Below are 21,577 nucleotides of genomic sequence, written 5' to 3' on the forward strand. Positions count from 1 at the left end.
AGAGGTTAGATATTGTGGGCTCGGTAGAGTGTAACTGAGCATGCTCAAATTGCCTTTCTAACTCGGAACCTTCAATGCAGTAATGCTAATTTATAAGGATATTTGCACATGAAAAATATAGGTTGGCCAAGAAATCAAAGTACTGGCCCACAAGGCGGTTTGTCTACTGGTCCAGGTGGTGGTAGGTCGACAGGTCCAGGCGGTGGAATGTCTACCGGTCCTGGCGGCGGAATGTCGACAGGCCCTGGCGGTGGAATGTCTACTGGTCCAGATGGCGGTCTGTCAACAGGTCCAGGTGGCGGCTTGTCTACCGGTCCAGGTGGTGGTCTATCAACCGGTCCAGGTGGTGGCTTGTCTACCGGCCCTGGCGGTGGTCTCTCGACAGGACCCGGTGGTGGCCTTTCAACGGGCCCAACCCCTTATTACAGCAACATTCCGCCGTGGCATATTTTTGTCCAAGAACTTGAGCGACGAGGGATGCACAAATACGCTCAAATTATTAGACAACGTTTTCCGAACTTGTAAACCTAGCAAGGAATTTAAGAGTGATTCCCAACGCTTGGCATTTCTCACTCCATCGTTGGCTTTGTGTTTACGGCGCACTTACTAGCGCTGGGTGGTAAGTTTTTTTCTCACCTTAATGCGGGGCTAGGCATATGAACAGGATAGCTGATGCTTTATAAGTATTTTGGTCCGGAGCGAGTAGATGTGATGCGCTCTCTAAGTATTCGCTTCTCACCTCTCTTGTCGCTCAATGATCCGTTTGAGTGTCTGCCGTTGGTCGAAGCAAGATCCGCGAAAGAGATGTTGATCTCGGAGGTAATCAGGGACTTCGAGGAACTTTGGGAAAAAACCGACGAGGACGAAAAGACCGACGATAATTGGGTCCTACTCGAAAAGACTCGTGAAAATACAATAGCCAATATAGAGAACAAATTTAAGGCGAGTAATACCGGGAGCGAAGTGGTTGCCATGCTAGGTGACAACTTTGGGATTTTGTCCCTATCACGAACGGAAAAAAATATTTTGATGTGGTCTCATTATGCCGCAGAAGGTCGTGGATTTGTGATCGGACTGGATGAAAATCATCCATTTTTTCATCAAAAAGATGCAAGGGGGCGGATTACCAAGCCCTTACCTGTCGTCTACACAACCGTACGCTCCACTGTCTCTCCTCGTGACGCACGTTTTTACGAGAAGTTTCTTTGTGAAAAGGCCTTGGAATGGGCCGATGAAGAGGAGGAGAGAGTATTCAGGTTTCTGGAAAATATAGAAACCCGTTCGATTGGAAAAGATCAGTATGGACAGAGCATTGTTCTCACGCATTTACCTAAGGAAACCATTCAGTCTGTATTCTTAGGCTATCGCGCAGATACAGATTTGATGGATTCTGTTTTTCAGGCAATTGAACAGAACGAAATAGAGTGCGATGTATACAGAGCTAGGATATGTGATAACGAATACAGAATTGTCTTCGATCAACTGCTACGCGCCTAATAGTGCTGGGTATTGCCACGAATACTGCATTGCGGCTGCCTCTCCATTTCGCAACCGCGAGTGCTGAATTTAGACGCTAATGTCAGCTTCTGGCACAAAGCGGCTAGTCCGCTGTGAGCGAACAGCGGACCTTCTGCCCTTTGCCTGCTCCAACTAATGATTAGCCGTCCTGTTATTAGTAAGTGTGGGTGTCGCCAGCGATGCACGGCACTTTCACTTCGGCAATATTGCGCGTTTTGTTGTTGTGTTGTGTATTTAAGTCGTTTAATGTCAATTACATAATAAAAAATAAAGGTAGGATATTGTGTCCTCGGTAGATTGTAAGTGAGTGTGCTCAAATTGCCTTTGCTAATTGGGAACCTTTCAAGTCAGGAATGCCTGCCTGATCAGTAAGTTAAAAACCGAAAGCTATAAACTGGACGAGTTTCTAAATGCGCACGCGCAATATACAACTGTTAGACATCATGATGGAGGAATTTTGGAATCGAAAAATATTAAAAATTTAATAGACTTATTTAAAAGCAATGCAATCAAAGAACGCTCGTCAAGTGAATACCTTTATAGAGGATGCTGGTTAAAGGAAGATTCTTTTCCTGGAGGGCTTTGGTTTATGCCAACTCTTGATGGTGCAGCCGGATATGTCGCGATGCATGCGCAGCAGTGTAGATCTGAGGGAAAAATCCCATATATTTTTGCATGCGGCCTAAATAAGGATATGAAATTTTACGAGCTTCAAGAATCTCATCTTACTGCATTTTCCAAAGTTTACGGTAGAAATTGGACTCATGAGGAGATAGCTATAGATATTCCTCGTGCTTTTGCCGAAATTGGAGACGAAAGCGTTAATGGCTTCTATCGCCCTCAAACAGATGAGTACTTTGTGTGTAAGCCTAACAATCATTTGAGTTTAATTAAAAAGTTAAAAAATATTGAAGCTCTAAAAGAAGCATCAAGAGTAAAAGGTCGTTCAGTCTAACAATCAAATTAAGTCACGCGCTTCGTTCGCTGGGACACAAACATGGCGGCTGTGTCACTTCGTTCCTGTTATAGCCGCCATGTTTGCGCCCCTTATTTGGGTGTTAGCTAGCTAAAGTCATAAGTAGGATTTTTCTTTTGGTCACATCCTCTAAAATTAAACCATCACAACTAACTCGCGTTGGGTACACGTACCAAGACCTTATGTGTATTCGTACACTGATAAATTGGTTTCACGAACCAGAGAAGTATCAATGGATGAGCATAGAGGGTAATCAAGGGCTTGGGCATGTAAAGAGCCTTGATGATGTTATTTGCTTTACAGCCAGTGGAGAATATGAGCTCTACCAAGTCAAATTCACAATTGATTCTGAACGTGAAGATTTGCGTTTGGATTTTGACTGGCTACTCAAGAAGAAGGGCAATGGCACATCTCTTATAGAAAAATGGTCAGCCGACATCGAGAAGTTTGGTGCTTCCAGTACAATATCCATTGCCAAGCTTATTACAAACAGAATACCTGACCAGATTATTTCAAATTGTCTAAAAGAACACAAAATAGATTACTCCCTCATACCCGATGATATTAAGTCCAAAATATCTGGCCAGCTAGGAACAGAACAAAAGGCCAGGAATTTTTTCGCAACGCTAATTTTTGAACACAGCCAAAAGGCAATTGACGACTTAGAACTTAAACTACATGACTCGCTTGTACCAGACCATGCTAGCAATGAAAGCTGGCTCCAATTATTGAAAGCTATTGAGCGCTGGGCTACGAGAAAAAACAAACCATCACCAGATGGCAAAATTTATCTTACACATATAAACGAAATCTTATCTCTGGGAACTAGAAAAACAATTTCCCAGTTTTTTGAAATTCCAGGGGGGTATACACCTCCCACAGACGATTTTCATAGCGAAATATTGAATAGAACAGCCCAGCCAGGTAGTTCAGTTATCTCAGGCCTACCGGGCATGGGGAAGAGCACATATTTGTCATTCTTAACTGATGAACTAATTGAGAAGAAGACACCTGTAATTAGGCACCACTACTATTTATCACCCCAATTTATAGGGGACAGAATTGCTTTTAATAATGCAGCTCAGTCTTTACAAAGCCAGATCAAAACTCTTTACCCCAACGACTTCGATAGCGATAAATTTGACCCCCAGCAGCTAGAAACCTGGATAAGTAAGGCGGCAGATAACGCTGCGGAAGACAACAAAACTCTAGTTATCATTATTGATGGGTTAGATCATGTTTATCGTGAAAGATCGGATATAAGCCAACTCGAACACCTAGTTAATCGGATTATCCCCTTCAAAGATAAGATTTGTTTGCTATTTGGAACGCAGCCGATAAGCGACGCGCATCTTCCCAATTCACTGTTACGATCAGCACCTAGGGATAAATCTTGGTTAGACATCCCCTCCATGGGGCTTGAAGCCATAAAGTCAAGAATTGAGTTTCTAGTGTCTAGCGAAGAACTTAATGTAATTGGTGATGATGCACATCAACGTAGTGAAATTGTAGAAATATCACAAGCGTTGTTGGACATTTCTCATGGTTACCCTCTCCATATTCTTTATTCCCTGAACAGTTTTCAGCTAACAAAGGACAAAATAAATAGATATGATGTGGAGAAGCTTCCGACCTGCCCAGACGGAGACATACACGCGTATTACGAGAACTTATGGGTGCAGCTTTCTGAGAGCGCAAAAGAAATCCTTCTTCTTATAGCGAATGCCGATTTTTCTTGGCCAGACAAAACCCACTTGGGCTACTGCTTCCACGACAGCCTTATTTTTCAAAATAGCTTTTCTGAAATTCAACACCTCGTAGAGCAGAGATTAAGTGGCATAATACCTTTTCATAGCAGTCTATTCGTGTATTTAAAGCGGAAAGATATTTTCGATCAATCAAGAGAAAGGTTGAATAGAATCTCCCAAACCTGGATCAACACACATGCGCCTAAGTATTGGAAGTGGGGCTGGGAGTGGATTATTGAAGCCAATCTAGGGAATGCAGCTCCGTTATTACAAGGAACCACTAGAGACTGGCTGGTACAATCGCTTTGTAAGGGCTACCCCTTAGAGCACATCGAGCACATTTTTAACATCGGTGAACGCATCGCATTTGAAAGCAGTCTATATCCAGAACTATTAAGATTACGAATATTAAAAATGAGACTGCTGAATGGACCGCAGTTTCAGATTCAGGACTTCAGTGATTTTCTCGATTGCTCACTTAGTATTACGCAAGACAATTTTGGGCTTCTTTGGCGAGCTGACAACCTAAGAATTATTTCAGACAATGAAATCGCAATTGTAGCCAAACATTTCCAAGACAAAAACGAAAGGGTCGTAGATGCCTGCGCCAAGGAAATCTATCGAAGAATTCGTTTTTATGCCCGCCAGGAAGACACAAATCATTACCAGACCCTAAACACCCTAGTCGATGATTATCTTCATACGCTGACTAGCTATAATAATCCTGATTTAGACCGCATAAACGATTTCTATGGAAGACTGAATGATAAGGCTTCTTCCTTCCGAAAAATTGTTGAACTACTTGTTCAAAATGGACATAGGCACTTGCTCCTTGATTTATCCCGCTTTGAAATCCCAGAAGATATTGCTCCGACCATCTACGATGAAATAGTTTTGGCGGCAAGTATCGAAGGCGTCAAACTCGAAGCCACTAACCCTAAAGTTAGAGATGCTAAGTCCAGCATATATCTGCTTTATCAACTTTTAGCTGGAAACGAACCTCAAATAGGCGAACTTGGCGAAGTTGAATGCCCTGTTGAGTACGAAGACACCCGTCATCTTCCGCTTTATGAATACTTTTTTAGCACACTCGTATCGAACTTCAATAATTGCCCAAATATTGAAACTCCGAAATTCACCAATCCAAGTAATCTTCAGGAATTTCTCGAAAACGCATGGTTAACCTTCCGTTTTGCATCATTGAATACTGCTACAACACTAAGGCAAGGCAAAGATTTCAAGGTATCTGATTTGTTTGATTCTTTTGCCATTCTAGAACGCCCAGATAATTTTTTAATGGGACATCAAATCACCGCAGTCCTATTCAGCATTAGAAAGGCGTTAGCCAAAATCTCGATTCATCTAAATATCTTATGCAACTCTCTTGATGAATTCGGAAACCTTAATCAAGATCAGCTAGACGCCCTGTCCAAAAGCATTTGGTGGGACTCTCGCGTATTTTTTGATGTTGCCACTCAAAACTCAATCTTCAATTTCCCTAAAGAAGCTGCATCTTTAGAATTTTCCAAATTGTTTGATGCCGAGATGCTCCGTAGAGATGATACTGCAACCTTGGCAAATGACAGTCTTGATCTGGCAAAGTTGGCAGTCAACCTTGGCCTTTACGATGAAGCCGAGAAATTTCTAGAGCGTACCGCGCTCAATACAGTCGGTTATGGCCATAGAAAAGACATTACTTTACATGAGGTATTTGAAGCGATACAGGAATGCTCTGATTCAAACTGTCACCAAGTTTCTGATTGGCTAAAACGAGTAACAACTTTCACAACTGATGTCTTTGATTTATCAGAGCGAGAAATTCGACATATTCCTGGATGGTTCACTAAATTATTGGCAAAGCACAACCCAGAACGCCTTGTAGACGAATTTGATTATCATCTATCAGAAGAAAATTGGCATAGAACACACCTTATACTTGAAAGTTTCGTAAAGTCATCTCCACTTTCTACGCAGCCAGAGCATTCATTTTTAAGGTGCATGACAACATTTGATGCAATGACAGCATTAGATGAAAGAAGCAAAGATAATGATATTCTGAGAGGTATTTACGAAGACCAGTGCCACGTTATTGGAGGCATGCCTCCACCGCCAAGAGAACGGTCTTCCACTAACGAAGATGTCAACACAGAATGTCCTGAAGCATCCACTATACACCCCACCAACCTTACTGATTTTACGGCAGCCTTACATTCAGTTTCATATCAGATTCGTGAAAAGTTCATTTCGGACTGGATTGACTATTGGGTTGATCAAGGCCAAGCGAGTTCCATCCTCACTACATTCAGCGACCACTATGACCAAAGCAAATCAGATTACGAACTGAATAGGTGCTTACATCATATTTTTTTGCTAAGCAAAAAAACCGAGGGGAAGAGCGCAGCTTATAGGTGGGCTGTCAGGAATATCAAACTAAACAATTGCTGGAACCCTTATTTTTCTTCTGGATCAGAAGAGGCATTAAGGGAGTATGGCAATACTTACAGCATGCATTGGGAAAACCTCCTTCGCGATACGATGGCACCAGGCTCTTCCAGCCTGCAGAGGGATGAGAATATAGTCGTTCCCTCTACTCAGCTTGTTACTTATTTGGTCGCAGCAGGGCAGATTGCTCTAGCGGGCGAAATTACTGAAACTATGGTATCTAGCCTTGAAGGTGATATAGCGCACCTTCCTTTGACCAAACAGTATTGGTATGACGACCCTGTATCAATCCAGAATATTCCATTCCATCTAACTCTATTGCACTTCAAGTGGCCCGATAGATACGCCCGACTCCTAACAGCCAAGCAAATAGCAGCCCTCTTGCAAGATGACTCAAATATCGAATTTCGCGCCTTATATTTAAATTATTTGAGTCAGCAACCCTACGAGGCTGATATCGTAGATTTTTTATCTGTATTGTTGCTAGTCGAAACTCCCCCCTTTACCGAAAAAGAGGTTACAGAAGCAATTCAATACCCTTCAACTATTTCCGATGCACTATTAACGTCATTAGATTTGATGGGTGAGGACCGAGATGACTTCTCAAGTCTCTATTCCATTTTTTCCGATAACGTAACTCCAAATAAAGCCAAGTATGACAAGTTTGCCAACGGCGTTCCCTTGAGATTTATGGCTATTATTCAAGAGCTTGAACAGGAGCACAATGTACCGCTTGAGAAGCAATTCCTACTTGAATGGGAGAAAGTATGGAAAAGAAGGCCATGCTACATGTTCGATCCATATGATTTTTGCGGCGATCAGTTTTACCGTCAAGATAGAATCCAAATAAGCTTCTCATGGCGTGCAGAGACCTCCATAGTGTCAGCATTCCTTCGTACATTGGCCTATGCTATGCACAAGCACTCCATCCCTTCCGAGGTTTGCTATTCATATGCACAAGAGGCACTACCATTTGGCTCTATCGCTGTAAATCTATCTCCTTCCGAACCACCTTACAACTGGCCCGTATTTGGCAATTTGAGCAAAGATGATTCCATGCCCGGACAGAGTGAACTTGAGCGATATTTAGCAGATTTTGCCGCTTCTCCTAATGAAATATTGCTTCATGCCAACGGCCCCATCCTAAGAAGCCACTCTGGTGTATGTCTTGATCTAAAGGTCATTCTGATCGCTCTTCAAAGTCCTGAAATTGACGACCCTAAGTTAATGTTTGATTCAATAGATCATGCGCGGAATTCTGAGCAAGGCATATTTCCTTTAGCAAAATGGACCTGGCCTTCCTCCTTTGGTAGGTGGGAAACTGATTGGCTATCAAGAGGCTATTTTCGACCTACCTATTTCGTAGGAGACTCACCAATCAACACAGTAAACCAAAGCGAATCTTGCGTAGAGTATTTCGGCGGCAGCATAAGTAATGGTGCTTGGAGATACTGGGTAAACCAATGGTATCCAGTCCACTACGGAGGTGTAGGCAACTCTTTCGGAACGTATTTTACAGTTTCCAAAGAATTTTTTGAAAAGTTCAAGGCACACACTGGTGGCAACTACTACCTCATTGCCGAGATGACTTGTGTTGACGGGCGTGATTTTGCTCACACTTCGGAGCCAATTAAAACGTTTGCTATTTCGCCAGTCTAGTTTTACGAAAGTAATTAATATAGTTTATTCGTTAAGGTTGATGATTAATATTTGTTGAGCTAGATGCTGGCGCTAACAAAGCCAAGCTCGGCGAAAGCTTTTCCGTTGCGGCTTCGCCTCCACTTCAAAGCTGCGCGTGTTGGCGGCGTTATGTGAGTAAGTGTAAAAATGAGAGATTTTAGTGACCTCGAAAAAAAGCTAGTGCGGAGAATGATCGAGCTTGACGATAAAGTGGGCTCGCTCAACGTTTTGGCAAACATACTAGACTCGTTTTATGGAGATACTCATCTTCCTGATCATTGCTACATAGAGCTAAAGAGTGAAATTGATGTCTCCATTCAAGTTCGTGATGATGCATTAGCGGAAAATGGCTTAGACTGGATAAAAGAAGTAGACGAAGATATTTCAAAGAAGCTACTCACAGCTGTTGCCCTTTTCCAATATCTTGAAGAAAAAAGGCTTGCATATTTCGTAGGCGAGCTAGATTTGAGTAGTTTGGGGGAAGTCTGGGCCGACATTCATTACACAAGGTGCGAGTTTCTGGATGCTGACCTAAAGCCATTAATCTTCAGGTACTCGAAAAAAAAGATATTTGTTTCGGAAACTCTCCGCATCTTGGAGAAAAATGATTTTAAGACTGGTGAAGAGCTGAGACACCAAGAAGAGGTCTCATCCATGAAACGCCAGCTTAATTTAACTCGTGCGGCTCTCGGTTTTACATTGATAGGTCTCCTGGTCTCGATACTTGTTCCCATTTTTGTTACATCTTCTGTTGAAATTAAAAACGATGGTGTTTCTCAAGTTCTTGGTGCGATTGAGGCTGAATTTGAACGAATAAATGACATTGAAGAATCGTCGAACGAAAGACTCGACGATCTAGAGTCAGCAGTTCTTTCTTTACAGGAATCAATCGCTGGCGGGGATGCATCTACATCAAAGGCACATGACGAGGAAGTGCTGCCGACCGCTGATGGCGGCGGCTGATTTCAGCGTCAACGTCCGCTCTTGGCACATAGCAGACCGTCGGCCTATATCAAAATAACTGTCACGTTCGATACCTGAACTCTATATCAAAGTGTTATCAGTCGCAGGTTTGATTGTCGTCTCAGGTGTCCACCGTCCCCCTTAACAGTTGAGCGTTGTTCGCGCAGTTAACGGTTATTCACATTCTGATAACCTCTTGAAAAAGCGTGCGATGCTAGTTTTCTTTATTACTAAAAAGCTTGACGATTTGCGCTTCAGGTTTATGCTGGAGCTTAATGTATAAACAAGCTTAGTGAGATAGGATATAACTATTGAGCAGTAGCGCGCCAATCCATGTTGATGCTGAAGCGGCCTTCAGGCTGCTGGCAGATAACTTATCCGATAGCCATTCGGCGCGGTTCTTTGCTGCGTTGAGTGAGCTGCTGGCGCGGATTTTAGGGGTCGATCATGTTTCGATTGTCGAAATTTGTGCTGATGATCCCGACTACGCAGAATCCCTTGCTATGTATTCCTTAGGCGCGCCCGCGCCGGATATTCGCTATTCGTTACGTGGAACCCCATGTGAGAACGTGCTGAATGAGAATTACTGCGTTTTTCCGGAAGGCGTCTGCCAACGCTTTCCTGATGATGCGTTATTGCAGGAATTGGGAGCTGAAAGCTATTTTGGCGTACCCATGCTCGACAAAGATGATAAGCCGCTCGGCCTGGTTGCTGTTTTGCACAATACGCCTGGTGATTTTTCGTCTACCGCGCGCGAGGTTATCCGCGTTGCTGCGGCGCAGGCCAGTTCGCAACTGGCGCAATCACGAGCTGAAAGTAGTCTGCGCGAAAGCGAGCGGCGCCTGTCCGCGCTGATGAACAACTTGCCAGGCGTGGTTTACCGCTGCCGCTATGATGATAACTGGACGATGGATTTTATGAGCCGGGGCGTTAAGCAGTTAACCGGCTATCGCAGTGAACAGCTAATCAATAATAATGAACTTTCCTACGCCAGTATTATCCATCCGGACGATCAGAAAAAGGTCGCACAAGAGGTAGAGTCTGGCCTGCATGCTGGTAATGAATTTAAGGTTGCCTATCGGATCCTACACGCCGACGGTGAACTGCGGTGGGTGTGGGAACACGGGCAAATCATCCTTGATGACGAAGAAAATGTTTTGCATATCGAAGGCTTTATTACGGATATCACCGAGCGTCAGCAGCAGCATGAAAAAATCTGGAGGCTTGCCTACCGGGATGCAGTGACTGACTTGCCTAACCGGTTCGCCTTCACTGAGCGATTAGCCGAGCTTTATCAGGACGCAACCTACGATGATGAATCCTTGGCTTTGTTGGTTCTTGATTTGCAGCGTTTCAAAGAGATCAACGATCATCAGGGCTTTCATGTGGGAGACCTGCTTCTGCGGGCCGTTTCGCAGCGCTTACAGTCGATGATCAGCGACGATGAATATGTGGCCCGCTTTGCCGGCGATGAATTCGCGTTAATCATTAAGAACTATCAGCAAGGCGATCATTTGGCCGTAACTCAGCGGGTAAGGCAGATGCTGGAGGAGCCATTTGTAATTGGTGATCGCGAGTTTAAGTTACAGATGACCATAGGTATTGCCAGTTCCGATGACTCCAGCTCGCCGCAAAGTTTACTCCAGGCTGCAAGTATCGCACTGCATCAGGCCAAACAATTAAACACAGATTTGTGTGTTTATGATGAACGTCTGGCAACGCAAATTATTCAGCGGCAGTATCAGACGCAGCGTTTTATTAAAGCTATCGAGAATGAAAAGCTGACAATTCAATTTCAGCCTCAGATCGCCTTGCAGACCGGCAAGTTAGTTGGTGCTGAAGTGCTGTGTCGCTGGCATGATGAGGAGTTAGGCCAGGTGCCGCCGGATATATTTATCGGTATAGCCCGCGAGCAGGGGCTGCTGGATAAGCTGGGCGACTTTGTGATGCAGCAAAGCTGCCAGCAAATCAGAACCTGGCAAGAGCAATTTGGTGGCGGCGTAAGTATATCGCTTAATTTAGCGGTACAGCAGTTAGATAATCCGAATCTGGTGGAGCAATTCGTTAAGTTGCGTGGTGATATACCGCCGCAGCTACTGACCCTGGAAATCACCGAAAGTGATCTTATGGTCGATCCGGAGCAGGCTACCCGTATAACGAATGATCTGGTAAACGCCGGTTTCAGACTTGCGGTTGATGATTTTGGTACGGGCTACTCGTCGTTGGCCTACCTGCAACGCTTTGCCATCGATTATCTGAAGATAGATATGTCGTTTGTACAGGATATGATCGAAGATCGTCACAGTCAGGCTATTGTCTCTACCATTATCGCAATGGCCAAAAACTTAGGACTGCGGACTATTGCCGAAGGCGTTGAAACGGAAGCGCAGGCACGAATTCTGCGCGCTGCCGGATGTGACTTTGCGCAGGGCTATTACTTTGATCGGCCTATGGCTGCCGCGCAATTTGCTGCCAAATGGCTGGCACCCGCGGTGGTTCAGGGTTGAGCCGCATCAGCTGTTCGTGGCAGGGCCAATGCCAGCAGCGCGGCGATCAGAATAAATACCGCACTGATAGCCAGACAGGCCGTTAAGCCATAGGCCTGGTAGACCCAGCCGGACAAGATAGTACCCAGCAACCGGCCGCCGGCATTGGCCATGTAGTAAAAGCCGACATCAAGAGAAACCCCATCGCCCCGGGCATAGCTAACAATCAGATAGCTGTGCAGAGCTGAATTGATCGCAAAAGCAAAGCCGAAGACCAACAGCCCGACCACTAATACTGTTGCCGGTGGTAACTGCCAGTACAAGCCACCGATGATCAACAGCGGCGTAATGGCCAGTGCCAGCCCCCAGCCGACCGCGTTGTGTGTGCGCGTTAAACGTGGCGCAATGCTTTGCACCGCGCCGTAGCCAATAACCCATAACGCCATAAAGCCGCCGATGCGCCAGTGGTCCCAGTTAAGCTGGGTGCTCAGATAGACGGGCAGCGCCACCACAAACCAGATGTCGCGCGCGGCGAACAAGAACAAGCGGGCCGCCGATAGCGTATTGATAGCCCGGCTTTTGGACAGAATCTCCCGGAACTTGGGTTTGAATTTAGCTTTTCCTAAATCAGCCGCCAGTCGCCACATACTGAACAGCCACACGCCCAGCAGGGCCAGCGCCATCAGCAAAATAGCGCCGGTAAAGCCGATCAGCGACAGCAGCAGTGCACCGAGGAAGAAGCCGATGCCTTTGAGCGCATTTTTGGAGCCGGTCAGAATGGCAATCCAGCGATACAACTGGCCCTGGGCATCTGCCGGGATGAGCGTCTTAATCGCGCTTTTGGCGCTCATCTTATTGAGATCTTTGGCAATACCAGAGAGTGCCTGGGCAATCATAACCCATACCACGGTCAGCCAGTCGGCCGGCACCAGTAGCATGCTGAGGGCAATAATTTGCAGCCCCAGACCGATATTCATGGTGCGGTTGAGGCCGATGCGGGCACCCAGCCAGCCGCCGACCAGATTGGTGACGATGCCGAAAATTTCATAAAACAGAAACAGCATCGCAATACTCAGCGGACTATAGCCCAGCTGGTGGAAATACAGCACCACCAGCATGCGTAAGGCACCGTCAGTGAGCGTAAAAGCCCAGTAATTACCCGTGATCAGTAGATACTGGCGAACCGGCGCGCTGAGATTGCGAAGTGCCGTGACCACTTACTGATTAGCCTTGCCGACCAGTGCCGCCAGTTCCACGGTGCGGTTGGCGTAACCCCACTCGTTGTCGTACCAGGCATAGATTTTTACATGGGTGCCGTTCACGACCATGGTGGATAGCGCATCAACGATGCTTGAACGCGGGTCGGTTTTGTAATCAATAGATACCAGTGGCCGCTCTTCGTAACCGAGAATACCTTTCAGCGAACCCTCAGCAGCCTCTTTGAAAAAGCTGTTCACTTCTTCAACGGTGGTTTCGCGCTTCACTTCGAATACGCAGTCGGTCAGTGACGCATTCGCCAGTGGCACCCGCACCGCGTGGCCGTTCAGTCGGCCTTTCAGTTCAGGAAAAATAGCGGTGATAGCCGTTGCCGAGCCGGTGGTGGTGGGGATCAGGCTCATTCCGCAGGCGCGGGCACGGCGCAGATCCTTGTGGGCAGCGTCGAGAATAGTCTGGGTATTGGTCACATCATGGATGGTTGTCATGGAACCGTGCTTGATACCGAGCTTCTCATTAATCACTTTGACCACCGGAGCCAGGCAGTTGGTGGTGCACGACGCAGCAGTCACAATCTGATGTTGCGCCGGGTCGAAATCACTTTCGTTCACGCCCAGCACAATGTTAGGAACGCCGGATTCTTTGACGGGGGCTGACACCACCACGCGCTTTACGCCTTGATCCAGGTAGCCTTGCAGCAGTTCGGTGGTTTTTATTTTACCACTGGCCTCGATGACGAGATCACAGTCTGACCAGTCAGTCGCGCTGACTTCTTTGTTCTGGCTGAAAGCTAATGAGTGTTTGCCAATTCTGATTGCCCGGCCTTCCTCGCTGGCCGTTGCTTCCTGATCCCATTTGCCATGCACGGAATCAAAATTCAGTAAATGGGCGAAGGTGACCGCATCACCGGCGGGGTCATTCAGCCGTACGAATTCCAGTGCCGGGTTGCCCCAGCCTGCACGTAAAGCCAATCGGCCAATACGGCCTAACCCGTTAATTCCAACTTTTATCGTCATCGCTTAATCTCCGGTTCGGTTTAGTCAGGCAGGACAGCAAGTACGCCGACGTTGCGGGCGCTCGCCCATATTTTTAAGGTTCGCCAGGTTTGGCTGCAGGTAGGTCTCGTGTTCGCGCGCCAGCAAGTCGATTAGTTCAACAACCCAGCGCGGCAAGTCCGGGTGAAGCTGATAGAACACCCAGATTCCCTCGCGGCGATCCTGCAGCAAGCCACAACTGCGCAGCTGCGCCAGGTGGCGGGATATTTTCGGCTGACTCTCGTTAAGGGCAGTGGTGAGTTCGCACACACAAAGCTCGCTCTCGCGCTGGATCAGCAGCAAGCTGCGTAAGCGTGTTTCATCTGCGAGGCATTTAAAAAGTAATACGGAATCCATAGCACAAACCTATATGGTATTTCATATATATGCTAGTCCATATGTGTTGAAAGTCAATGTTGTTTGGCGTTAAATCCGGTTATGCTGAGATGTAGTTACGACATAGCCCGTTAATCCGTTGATTGATCTCATGGGCTCTTGAGCTTTGCGGCTGACTCCCTTTAAATGAAAGCATCGTAAAACAGTAGGTGACCATAATGATAAATAGTACCCCACATATGAAACGCTCACGCCTCCATCGCAGCCGGAGCTGGATTCTGGCTTGTGTCCTGGCATCCGTCAGTGTCATGACTACGGCCAAAGATTTACCTGAAGCCAAAATCAACCCCGATGACGTGGTGGTGACTGAACACCGCACGACAGTAAACGGCGAGCGCTTCAAGTACTCGGCCACCACCGGCACGCAGCCGGTATTCAACGAAGAAGGCGATGCCATCGCGGCCCTATACTTTACCTATTACAAGCGTCAGGACGTGAAAGAGCCTGAGAAGCGTCCATTACTGATTTCTTTTAATGGTGGCCCCGGCTCAGCATCAGTCTGGATGCATATTGCCTATACCGGCCCAAAATCCCTGCGAGTTGATGACGAAGGCTTCCCGATCATGCCTTACGGCGTGAAAGATAACCCGCACTCAGTGCTGGATGTGGCCGACATCGTATTTGTGAACCCGGTCAACACCGGCTATTCACGTGTACTGCCATTTAAAGACGGTGAACTACCGTCACGCGAAGAGCAGCAAAAGCTCTTCTTCGGCGTGAATGCTGACGTGAAGTACCTGGCTGACTGGGTCAATACCTTTGTCACCCGTAATAATCGCTGGCAGTCACCCAAGTATCTGATTGGTGAAAGCTACGGCACCACCCGTGTATCAGGGCTGGCGCTGGAACTACAAAACCGTCAGTGGATGTATCTGAACGGTGTCATTCTGGTTTCCCCAACTGACATAGGTCTGGAGCGTGAAGGTCCGGTAAAAGCCGCTAACCGCCTGCCGTACTTCGCTGCTGCCGCCTGGTATCACAAAGCACTGCCTGCTGATTTGCAGGACAAAGACCTGCTGGACGTACTGGAAGAAGTTGAAGGCTACACCATGGATACCTATCTGCCTGCGCTGGCGAAAGGTGCTCTGCTGAATGATGCCGAGAAAGATCGCATCGCCGGTCAGGTTGCTTATTATTCAGGTCTGGATAAAACCACGGTATTGCGCTCGAACCTGGAAATCGAGACGTCGTTTTTCTGGAAAGAGCTGCTGCGTGATCGCGGCCAGACCATTGGTCGTCTGGATTCGCGTTACCTTGGCATTGACGCCAAGGATGTTGGCGCACGCCCGGACTATAACGCTGAGCTGACTTCATGGTTGCACTCATTCACGCCAGCGATTAACTATTACCTGCGCGAAGAGCTGAACTACAAAACCGACCTGAAATACAACATGTTCGGTCCGGTTCATCCGTGGGATCGCACCAACAATAATACCGGCCGGAACCTGCGTCAGGCGATGGCACAAAACCCCTACCTGAACGTGCTGATTCAGTCAGGCTACTTTGACGGTGCCACCAACTACTTCGATGGCAAGTACAACATGTGGCACATCGATCCGAGCGGCAAAATGAGCGACCGCATTGGCTTTAAAGGCTATCGCAGCGGGCACATGATGTATCTGCGCGCCGAAGACCTCAAGCTGTCGAATCAGGATCTGCGTGAATTTATCCTGAACACGATTCCTGCTGAAGGCGAAGCGGCGAAATATTAATAAACAGGCGATTAAGCATGAAAAAATTAACTGTATTAGCATTATCTGTCGGAGTGGCGCTTGCCGCTCCGACTTTCGCTCAGGATAAATCTGAGTGGGACGTCAGCGCCCCTCAGGGTGAATTCAAAGATATTCAGATCAATACCAACGAAGGCACCTGGATGAACGTCGATATGAGCCCTGACGGCAAATACGTCGTGTTCGACATGCTGGGTGATATCTATCGGATTCCGGCCAAAGGTGGCGATGCTGAATTACTGATTGGCGGCATTGCCTGGCATATGCAGCCGGTGTATTCACCCGACGGTAAGTATATCGCTTATACCTCGGATGCCGACGGCGGCGACAATATCTGGATCATGGACGCCGATGGCAGCAATCCGCGGGCCGTTACCAATGAAACCTTCCGGTTGCTGAACAGCCCGGCCTGGAGTCCGGACAGTGAGTTTCTGGTAGCGCGTAAACACTTTACCGCGCGTCGCTCGCTGGGTGCCGGCGAAGTCTGGATGTATCATCGCAGCGGCGGTAGCGGCGTGATGCTGACTGAGCGCCCCAACGATCAGAAAGATCTGGGCGAGCCGGCGTTCTCCCCGGATGGCCGCTATATTTACTTCTCGCAGGATGACACCCCGGGCAAAACCTTCCACTACAGCAAAGATTCGCTGGAAGGCATTTATGAAATTAAACGGTTTGACCGTGAGACGGGCGAAATTGATGTGATTCTGGCGGGTGCCGGCGGCGCTATTCGTCCGACCCCATCACCGGACGGTAAGTACCTGGCTTATGTGAAGCGCGAAGACTTCAACAGTGTGCTTTATCTTTACGATCTGGAATCAGGCGAAAAGCGCCGGCTGTACACACAGCTGGATCGCGATATGCAGGAAACCTGGGCCATTCACGGCGTGTATCCGACCATGGACTGGACGCCTGATAGCAAGAACCTGGTGTTCTGGGCCGACGGCAAAATCATGCAGCTGGACATCGCTGACCGTAATGCAAAAGTGATCCCGTTCAGCGTCAGCACGACCAAGAAAGTCCAGCAAGCGCTGCGCTTTGAGCAAAATCTGGATCAGGATCGCTTCAAAGTGAAGATGTTACGTATGGTGCAGGTTGCGCCAGACGGCTCTGAAGTGGTTTATGAAGCACTCGGTAAACTCTATGTCCGCAGTCTGCCGGATGGCACGCCTAAGCGCCTTACTGAGCGTGAGGGGGCCTGGGAGCTCTATCCGACCTATTCCCGCGACGGCAGCAAGCTTGTCTATGCGACCTGGGATGATGAGGCTCAGGGTAGTCTGGTCGTGCGCGATCTGAAATCCGGCAAAGAGCGGATTATCAATACCGGTACTGGCAAGTTTATCGAGCCGGTATTCAGCCCGGATGGCAACAGCCTGGTGTACCGTAAAATTCGTGGCGGCTATATTACCCCCGACACTTATGGTCTGGAACCCGGTATTTACCATGTCGGCCTGCAATCCGGAGCCAAGCCCAGTCTGATCAGTGAGCGTGGCTACCAGCCGCAGTTCGGTGCCCGCAGTGATCGGGTTTACCTGATGGATTCTGGCGCCGCGCAGGAGTTGTTCTCGGTAGATACTACTACCCGCGAACAGCGCACCCTGTATACCTCAGAGCACGCCACTGAGTTCCGCGTTGCCCCTGATGGTAGCCATCTGGCCTTCGCTGAGCGATTCAAGGTATTTGTCACGCCGTTTGTAGAACGTGGTTCGCCAATCAAAATTAGCCCCACTGATAAACAATTCCCGGTGCAGCAACTGTCAGCCCGGGCCGGTGAGAATATCTCCTGGACCGCTGATGGCTCGGCGCTGTACTGGTCCCTTGGACCTGAGCTTTATCACAGTTCGGTGGCCGGCATGTTCGATATCAAAGCTGACGATGCTGCGTTTGAGCAGGTGTCTGACGGTCTGGATATCAGCTTTGAAGCCGATGCCAATATCCATGATCAGACGGTCGCCTTTGTTGGTGGCCAGGTGATCACCATGGAAGGCGAAGAAGTGATTGAGCAGGGCACGGTCATTGTCCGCGGCAACAAGATTATTGAAGTTGGCGCCAAAGCTGACGTTACCGTTCCGGCCGGTGCTGTGGTTATCGATACCACCGGTAAGACTGTGATGCCGGGTCTGTTCGATGGCCATGCGCATGGTCCGCAGGGCGATAATGAGATTATTCCTGAGCAGAACTGGAAAACCTACGCCACCTTGAGCTTTGGGGTGACTTCTATTCACGATCCGTCCAACGACACCACAGAAATTTTTGCTGCCAGCGAGTTGCAAAAAGCGGGCCTGATTAACGCCCCGCGTACCTTCTCTACCGGTACCATTCTGTATGGTGCAAACGGGCCGGGCTATACCTCGCACGTGGATAGCCTGGATGATGCGAAGTTCCACCTTGAGCGTCTGAAGAAAGTTGGCGCTTTCTCGGTGAAAAGCTATAACCAGCCGCGGCGTAACCAGCGCCAGCAAGTAGTTCAGGCGGGCCGTGAGCTGGAAATGATGGTGGTACCCGAAGGTGGTTCATTGCTGCAGCATAACCTGAGCATGATTGCCGATGGCCACACCACCATCGAGCACTCGCTTCCGGTTGCCAAAATCTATGATGATATTGAGCAGTTCTGGGGGCAGACCGAAGTGGCTTACACGCCGACACTGGGTGTTGCTTACGGCGGTATCTGGGGTGAAAACTACTGGTATGCTGAAACCGATGTGTGGAAGCATCCGAAGCTGAGCAAGTTTGTTCCGCAGGACGCGCTGGTGGCTTCAGTACGCCGTGAGAAAGCACCTCATGACCATTACAATCACTTTAACAACGCTGATGTGGCCAAAAAGCTCACTGACGAAGGCGTTACTGTGGTCGCTGGCGCCCATGGTCAGCGTGAAGGTCTGGCGCAGCACTGGGAGATCTGGATGATGGCGCAGGGTGGCATGACGCCGCTGGAAGCACTGGCAACGTCAACCATTAACCCAGCCCGTGAATTTGGTATGGATAAGCACATTGGCTCACTGAAAGCCGGTAAATTAGCCGATATTATCGTGATTGACGGTGACCCGCTGGCGGATATCCGGGTTACTGATCGCGTTACCCATACCATGGTCAATGGTCGTCTGTTTGACGCGACGACAATGGATCAACTGGTGCCGGTAGCCAAACCACGTAAGCCGTTTTTCTGGGAATAAAAGCCCTGCCGAAGTATAATCCCGCTATATTCGTATAGCGGGATTTATTTTTTCTATGAATAATGTAAAAGATATCGACCTGAACCTTCTGGTTTATCTTGATGTGCTGTTGCGCGAACGCAACGTAACAAAAGCCGCCGCCCAGCTCAATATTACCCAACCCGCTATGAGCAATGGCCTGAAACGCCTGCGCACACTGCTGAATGACCCTATTTTGGTGCGCACCAGCGAAGGCATGCTGCCAACGGCGACCGCCCTGCGAATGCAGGAACCGGTACGACAAATCCTGTATTCAGTAGAAGAAATGGTTCAGCCCGCCCGCGAATTCGATCCCGCAACCAGTGACCGGGTATTCCGCATTATGGCTTCAGACTATGCCGCCTCGACTTTAATGCCGCAATTACTGGCCTCGTTAAAACAGCAAGCGCCAGCCGTGACACTGGACATCATGACACCCAGTGATATCAGCTTTCATGATGTTGAGAACGGCAAAGTAGATTTGGCGATTAACCGCTTTGAAAAATTGCCGCAGTCGTTTCATCAGAAAGAACTCTGGAAGGATGATTTCTCGTGTCTGATGCGCAGCGACCACCCACTGCTACACGATTACAGCCTGGAAAATTACCTGAAGGCCGAACATGTCTGGGTTAGTAAAACTGGCTTCGGGGTAGGGGTGGGCATGGACCCTCACGATGTGCAGAAGCTTGGCTGGGTTGATGGTGCTTTAGCAAAGCTTGGGCACAAGCGTGAAATACGGGTTTTCACCCGTAACTATCACGTTGCTATGCATCTTGCGCGGCAGGGCCTGATCGCCACAGTGCCAAGCCGTGCTGCGCGGTTATATGCTGATGACCCTGAGTTCGTGGTGAAGCCGCCGCCCTTTGCGATCCCAGCCCTTGATCTGGCGATGATCTGGACGCCGCTGCTGCACCACGATACCGGGCATCGCTGGTTCCGTCAGTTGATAACGGACACAGCGACGCGGCCGGTAAGTTAAGTGGTTCTGGTAGCCAGCGCCGGCGAAATACCCGCTGCGCGCCGGGCCGGGCCGAATACTGCCAGTTGCCCCAGCAGCCAGAGGATAACCATGGCGATGGGCAAATAGTGCCAGCCAATACGCGGCAGGTTAAAGGCATCAACCAGCCAGATATTCAGGGCGATACTTGACCCCAGCCCCAGCAGCAAGCCAAAGCTGGTCACCATGAAATTCTCGATCATAAAGTAGCCCATGATGTCACCACGACTAGCGCCAAGCGCCCGGCGCGTGCCGATTTGCTTGCGGCGGCGGTTGACGTTAAAGGTCACCATACCAACAATACCAAGTGCGGTAATAATCGTTAACAACACCACGGTAATCCAGAGAACGGTCTGCAACGCCTGGTGCCCACGGTAACTGTCTTCGCGGGTCTCAGTCATAGTGCGCACATTACGGACCAGCCGGCCTGCATCCTGCCTGAGCAGAAGCTCTTCAGCTTCTTTCATGATCCGGTCGCGCTGGCCTGGCTCGGTGCGGATGAAGTAGCGGGATGATCCGAACAAGGTGCGCTGCGGAACCAGCATCACGCGTTCCACACCACTCCAGCCATTCCATGGTGCCTGCAACTGATCAATGATGCCGATAATTGTCAGCGGTTCATCACCGCTGATATAGCCGGTTTTACCTACAGTTTGTGCCGGCTCGAGGTCAGGGAAAAGTTCCTTAGCGGTAGCAGCGGTAATAATTGCATTTTGTGGCCATTCGACTGCATTCGCCTCGCGATAAGAAATTTCCGAGGTCGAGAAGTTGTTACCCGCGATCAGTTCAACGTCCAGCGCCTCGATGCCGTTTTCATCAACAAAGTAGATGGCCACACCGGTATTGAGGCCGTCCTGCCCGGGTGCAGTGCGCAAGCCCATGGACCAGCCGCCACCGCTCAATGGTATCGCGTTGATCTGAGTCGCGTTAATAACGCCCGGTAGCTGACGGAGTAGGCGAAGATCCTGTTCAATAACAAGCTGCTCATTGAAGTCATCCCGATAGCCGCTGCTGGTCAGATAGAATTGATTGGCTTCGTCCAGTCCGGATGGGCGCGCCATCAGCGAGCTGCGGTTTTCAATCATATGGATGGCGTTGACGATAATCGTCATCGTCAGCGCAATCTGCAAGGCGAGCAGGAAGGCGCCAACCTTATTACGCAGTAACGCCCGGAAAATAGGTCCGATTTGGTTCATTGTTATAT

General features: G+C 48.5%; 12 protein-coding genes. 8 read left to right on the forward strand and 4 right to left on the reverse strand.

Annotated elements, in window-relative coordinates; genetic code table 11:
* Positions 1–672 precede the first annotated feature (672 nt).
* The 5 genes from IDSA_RS10835 to IDSA_RS10855 all read left to right on the forward strand — a co-directional run bounded on the left by IDSA_RS10835 (position 673) and on the right by IDSA_RS10855 (position 11,834).
* On the forward strand, positions 673–1,497 hold the full coding sequence (locus IDSA_RS10835) for a DUF2971 domain-containing protein (protein ID WP_034776895.1): 825 nt from the start codon (positions 673–675) through the stop codon (positions 1,495–1,497).
* A gap of 478 nt (positions 1,498–1,975) precedes the next feature.
* Positions 1,976–2,473: a hypothetical protein gene (locus IDSA_RS10840; RefSeq protein ID WP_126760588.1), complete on the forward strand. Its 498-nt coding sequence runs from the start codon at positions 1,976–1,978 to the stop codon at positions 2,471–2,473.
* Between the two features lie 257 nt (positions 2,474–2,730).
* Positions 2,731–8,343 (forward strand): ATP-binding protein, encoded by a 5,613-nt coding sequence (locus IDSA_RS10845; protein ID WP_034776900.1) that lies wholly within the window; start codon positions 2,731–2,733, stop codon positions 8,341–8,343.
* Positions 8,344–8,553: 210 nt separating this feature from the next.
* Positions 8,554–9,327 (forward strand): hypothetical protein, encoded by a 774-nt coding sequence (locus tag IDSA_RS10850; protein ID WP_198024070.1) that lies wholly within the window; start codon positions 8,554–8,556, stop codon positions 9,325–9,327.
* Positions 9,328–9,638: 311 nt separating this feature from the next.
* Complete coding sequence (locus IDSA_RS10855) at positions 9,639–11,834, forward strand: sensor domain-containing phosphodiesterase (RefSeq protein WP_034776904.1); 2,196 nt, start codon at positions 9,639–9,641, stop codon at positions 11,832–11,834.
* On the opposite strand, the gene arsJ is transcribed toward IDSA_RS10855, so the two are convergent.
* Genes arsJ through IDSA_RS10870 form a run of 3 tightly spaced genes read right to left on the reverse strand, consistent with a single transcriptional unit; the run spans position 11,825 to position 14,419 of the window.
* Positions 11,825–13,030 (reverse strand): organoarsenical effux MFS transporter ArsJ, encoded by a 1,206-nt coding sequence (gene arsJ / locus IDSA_RS10860; RefSeq protein ID WP_034776906.1) that lies wholly within the window; start codon positions 13,028–13,030, stop codon positions 11,825–11,827. The genes IDSA_RS10855 and arsJ overlap by 10 nt on opposite strands.
* Positions 13,031–14,044 carry an ArsJ-associated glyceraldehyde-3-phosphate dehydrogenase gene (locus tag IDSA_RS10865; protein ID WP_034776910.1) on the reverse strand — a complete coding sequence of 338 codons (1,014 nt, stop codon included), beginning with the start codon at positions 14,042–14,044 and terminating at the stop codon, positions 13,031–13,033.
* A gap of 24 nt (positions 14,045–14,068) precedes the next feature.
* Positions 14,069–14,419, reverse strand: a complete 351-nt coding sequence (locus IDSA_RS10870) for a metalloregulator ArsR/SmtB family transcription factor (RefSeq protein ID WP_034776912.1) — start codon at positions 14,417–14,419, stop codon at positions 14,069–14,071.
* Positions 14,420–14,706: 287 nt separating this feature from the next.
* Here IDSA_RS10870 and IDSA_RS10875 point away from each other — a divergent pair, with 287 nt between their 5' ends.
* The 3 genes from IDSA_RS10875 to IDSA_RS10885 are packed head-to-tail and all read left to right on the forward strand — an operon-like array spanning position 14,707 to position 20,355.
* A complete protein-coding gene (locus IDSA_RS10875; protein ID WP_232221305.1) occupies positions 14,707–16,170 on the forward strand; it encodes a S10 family peptidase in 1,464 nt (487 codons plus the stop codon).
* 17 nt (positions 16,171–16,187) lie between these two features.
* A complete protein-coding gene (locus IDSA_RS10880; RefSeq protein WP_034776915.1) occupies positions 16,188–19,358 on the forward strand; it encodes an amidohydrolase family protein in 3,171 nt (1,056 codons plus the stop codon).
* 55 nt (positions 19,359–19,413) lie between these two features.
* Entirely contained in the window at positions 19,414–20,355 is a 942-nt protein-coding gene (locus tag IDSA_RS10885; RefSeq protein WP_034776917.1) for a LysR family transcriptional regulator, read from the forward strand.
* Here the strand turns inward: IDSA_RS10885 and IDSA_RS10890 are convergent.
* Entirely contained in the window at positions 20,352–21,569 is a 1,218-nt protein-coding gene (locus IDSA_RS10890) for an ABC transporter permease (protein ID WP_034776919.1), read from the reverse strand. The two genes, IDSA_RS10885 and IDSA_RS10890, sit on opposite strands and share 4 nt — an antisense overlap.
* Positions 21,570–21,577: the final 8 nt, after the last annotated feature.

Origin of the sequence: Pseudidiomarina salinarum (genome assembly GCF_000753715.1) — a bacterium.
GTDB lineage: Bacteria > Pseudomonadota > Gammaproteobacteria > Enterobacterales > Alteromonadaceae > Pseudidiomarina > Pseudidiomarina salinarum.